The 3202-nt window shown below is 57.8% G+C and carries 3 protein-coding genes; all 3 read right to left on the bottom strand.

Features of this window, described 5'->3' with window-relative positions; all coding sequences use genetic code 11:
- Positions 1-989: ribonuclease III (rnc, locus tag JWR14_RS26170; protein WP_299714288.1), on the bottom strand; the 989-nt coding region annotated here is incomplete at its 3' end.
- Positions 990-1201: 212 nt separating this feature from the next.
- On the bottom strand, positions 1202-2095 hold the full coding sequence (gene lepB, locus JWR14_RS26165) for a signal peptidase I (protein ID WP_299714285.1): 894 nt from the start codon (positions 2093-2095) through the stop codon (positions 1202-1204).
- A 21-nt stretch (positions 2096-2116) separates the two neighbouring features.
- On the bottom strand, positions 2117-3202 hold a 1086-nt coding region (gene lepA, locus JWR14_RS26160; protein ID WP_299714281.1), incomplete at its 5' end, for a translation elongation factor 4.

Genomic DNA, 3202 nt, shown 5'->3' with positions numbered 1-3202 from the left:
GTCTTCTCCGCCCGATGAATCGTCGCCCGCTCGGTTTTCTCCGCGCTGGCGAATGCACCTGCCGATGGTTCCACATGCGATGCGCGAATCACCGCGAATGGCGCCGTGGCTGGACGCTCGGGATCGTTATGCGTATTGCTGCCATGGCCGACGCCATTGCTATTACCGCTGGCGCTGCTGGCGCGTGCGCGCTCACGACGGTCCGGCGCGCGCAGATCGAGCGCCGCCTGCACGCCCGTCACGCCCGGCACAATTTCCTGTTCCGCTTGCTTGGCCGCGCGCGAACCCTTGCGCTTCGGCTTCGCTGTCATGGCCGGCGCGGCGGAAGCCAACTCGTCGAGCGCCTTCTTTGCCGCGGCCTGTTCGGCCGCGCGACGGCTTGCACCGGAACCCGACACCTTCACTTCGAGCTTCGGCACCGTGCATTCCACTTCGAATTGCTGGTTATGCGCCGCGCCGTGCGTGGCCACGACCGTATAGGTCGGCAATGCAATCTTGTGGCCCTGCAGATATTCCTGCAGCAGCGTCTTCGCGTCTTTACCGATCGTGCGTGGATCAATGTGATCGAGGATCGGCGTGTAGAGTCGCTTTATCACCTGAAGCGCGGCGTCAAAACCGCCGTCAAGAAAGACCGCACCGAAGATGGCTTCGAGCGTGTCCGCCAAGATGGACGGGCGGCGGAAGCCACCGCTGCGCAACTCGCCCTCGCCCAGCCGCAATGCCTCCGAGACATTCAGCGCCTGCGCTATCTCATAAAGCGACTGTTGCTTGACGAGATTTGCCCGGACGCGAGAAAGATCGCCTTCGTCGAGTTTTGCGAATCGTTGGAACAAAAGCGCAGCCACCACGCAATTTAGAACGGAATCTCCGAGAAATTCGAGTCGTTCATTGTGCGTGGCACTATGACTGCGGTGGGTCATCGCCTGGCGCAGCAATTCCGCATTGCGAAATTCGTACTGGAGCCGGCTTTCCAACGGGGTTGAGGGCATGGGCAGAGTATAACGCGGGCGCCGGGAGGGGCGAATCCGGCTGAAAGGCCGAAAAACCGCAAGGAAAATGGCACGACAAGCACACCTTAGCCGCGATTCTTCGTGCTGTTTCTAGGCGGCTCAAAGGTGACTTGCAATAACAACTACGCCGCGATGTCGCGGCGTAGTGGTCGAACGAGATTACTGCTGGTGATACTGATCAAAACCGCGCTTCAATGGAACACCCCAATGCGCTTCAGGCTGCTGAAGTTCATCCAGATAAAGAATGCTCGGCCGACGATATTCGCGTCAGGGACGAAACCCCAATAGCGACTGTCTGCGCTGTTATCGCGGTTGTCGCCCATCATGAAATAGTTACCCGCCGGCACTTTGCAAATGACGCCTTGAGCGTTGTAGTTGCAGTTGTCACGGAACGGAAAGTCGTCGGCGCCAATCACGAACGGCGGCACTTGCGCATTATTCAGGATCGCATTCTTGCGGCCGTCGAGATCTTCTTCGAACTGCTTCGCATAACCTACGCGTTCGTCATCGAAGAAATCCGGCAGCGGCGTTTCCGGAACCGGCTTGCCGTTGATTGTCAGCTTCTTGTCCTGATACGCAACGGTGTCACCCGGAAGGCCGATCACACGCTTGATGTAATCCACCGACTCGTCTTTGGGATAACGGAACACCACTACGTCACCGCGCTTGAGCGGCGTGCCGCTGGTCAGCTTGGTATTGCTGATCGGCAGACGCAGGCCATATTCGAATTTATTGACGAGGATGAAATCGCCCACCAGCAGCGTGGGGACCATGGATCCCGATGGGATCTTGAACGGTTCGACTACGAACGAGCGCACCACGAACACCACCAGGATCACCGGAAAGAAGCTCGCGGAATATTCCAGGTACCACGGCTGACGGAGCTTTTCATCGCGCAGGCGAGCGCGTGTTTCCGGCGCGTTTTCGTCGGCGAAACGAGGCTCAAGACGTGCCTGCTGTTGATCGAAATCCGCTACCGCTGCATCTGCTGCCCGGCGCCGTTGCTTCTCGAACACCAGTTTGTCGAACACCCACGCAATTCCCGTCACGATGACGAGCACCAAAAGAATCAACGCAAAATTCATCAATCGTTTCCGGTTGTTTTATTAATCTTCGACGCGAAGAATCGCGAGGAAAGCTTCTTGCGGAATCTCGACCGAACCGACTTGTTTCATGCGCTTCTTGCCGGCCTTCTGCTTTTCCAGAAGCTTTTTCTTTCGCGAGATATCGCCGCCGTAGCACTTTGCCAGAACGTTCTTACGCAATGCTTTAATGTTCTCGCGCGCGATAATGTTCGCGCCAATAGTCGCCTGGATTGCGACGTCGTACATTTGGCGCGGAATCAGTTCGCGCATCTTCGACGCCACTTCGCGTCCACGATGCTGACTCTGCGACCGGTGCACGATCACCGACAACGCGTCGACCTTGTCGCCATTGATCAGCATGTCGACCTTCACCACGTCCGACGCGCGATATTCCTTGAACTCGTAGTCCATGGACGCATAACCGCGCGACGTGGACTTCAGCCGGTCGAAGAAATCCAGCACGATTTCCGCCATGGGGATTTCATACGTGAGCTGAACCTGACGGCCGTGATACTGCATGTTGATCTGCGAACCGCGCTTGTTCGTACACAGCGTGATCACCGAGCCCACATACTCCTGGGGCATATACAGATTCACGGTCACGATCGGCTCGCGCACTTCTTCAATGAACGAAGGCTCCGGCATCTTGGCCGGGTTCTCGACCTGGATCAGCACGCCGTCACGCTTTATGACTTCGTACACCACGGTCGGCGCCGTGGTAATCAGGTCCATGTTGAACTCGCGCTCAAGCCGTTCCTGCACGATCTCCATGTGCAAAAGGCCGAGAAAGCCGCAGCGGAAACCGAAGCCGAGCGCTTGCGACACTTCCGGTTCGTACTGAAGCGACGAGTCGTTGAGCTTCAGCTTTTCCAGCGATTCACGCAGCGCGTCGTACTGGTTTGCTTCGATCGGATACAAACCCGCGAACACTTGCGGCTTCACTTCCTTGAAACCCGGCAGCGGCACTTCGGCCGGACGTGCGACGGTGGTGACCGTGTCGCCGACTTTCGCCGCCTGCAGTTCCTTGATACCCGCGATGATGAAGCCCACCTGTCCCGCCGACAACGACGCGAGATTCGTGGCTTTCGGCGCGAACACGCCGAGACT

It is taken from the genome of Caballeronia sp. (assembly GCF_028292365.1).
Classification (GTDB): Bacteria; Pseudomonadota; Gammaproteobacteria; order Burkholderiales; family Burkholderiaceae; genus Caballeronia.
The sequence above is the reverse complement of the archived record's forward strand: the minus strand, read 5'-3'. Positions and strand labels throughout refer to the sequence as shown.